This is a genomic window from Streptomyces europaeiscabiei, from assembly GCF_001550375.1.
GTDB classification, from domain to species: domain Bacteria; phylum Actinomycetota; class Actinomycetes; order Streptomycetales; family Streptomycetaceae; genus Streptomyces; species Streptomyces europaeiscabiei.
This window is the reverse complement of record NZ_LRTR01000832.1, coordinates 1-810: the sequence shown is the minus strand read 5'-3', so window position 1 is coordinate 810 and position 810 is coordinate 1. Positions and strand designations below refer to the sequence as shown.

The 810-nt window shown below is 76.4% G+C and carries 1 protein-coding gene; it reads left to right on the top strand.

What is annotated here, in order from left to right:
• Positions 1-810 (top strand): FUSC family protein (locus tag AWZ10_RS42075; protein WP_208618652.1); only part of this gene is annotated, 810 nt, incomplete at both ends.

Sequence of the window (810 nt, the reverse complement as noted above, 5' to 3'; positions counted from 1 at the left end):
ACCCCGCCGCGGGCGACGACCGCGGCCTGGCCCGGTCCACCACCCGCCAGGCCTTCCAGACGAGCGCCGCCTGCGCCTTCGCGATGGCCGCCGGGCAGGTCCTCTCGCAGGAACGCTGGTACTGGGCCGTCGGCACCGCCTGGTGGATCTTCGTGAACACCACCTCGCGCGGCGAGACCCTGGTCCGCGGCTTCCGACGCGTCCTCGGCACGGTCACCGGCATCCTCGTCGGCCTCCTGGTCGCCGTCCCCCTGCACGGTGCCCCGGCGCCCACCGCCGCACTGGTCGCCGTGTGCGTCTTCGGCATCTTCTACACGGCCGCCGTGTCGTATTCCTGGATGATGCTGTGCGTCACCGTCATGGCGGGCCTGCTCTACGGCCTCCTCGGCGTCCTGGATCCGGCACTCCTCGGCCTGCGCCTGGCGCAGACGGGGGTCGGCGCGCTCGGGGCGGCGCTCGCCGTGGCGCTGATCCTGCCGGTCACCACGCACGCCGTCACCGACCGCTGGGTGCGGCGGGCCCTGCACGCGGTGCACGGCTGCACCGCGACGGCGGCCCGACGCCTGGCGGGAGACCCGGCCGCGGACCCGGCACCGCGCGTGGCGGAGCTGGAGGCACTCCTCGGGCGCGTACGGCTGTCCCTCGCGCCCCTGGTCCACCCGCTCAACCCGCTGCGCCCGCGCAAGGAACGGGCCCGCCGGGTGCTCGCCCTGCTCGACGACTGCGCCCGGGAGGCCCGTGGCCTCGCCGCCGTCGCCGCCGACCCGGACGCCTCCTACGACGCCCGTCTCACCGCCGCCTGCCGCCGCG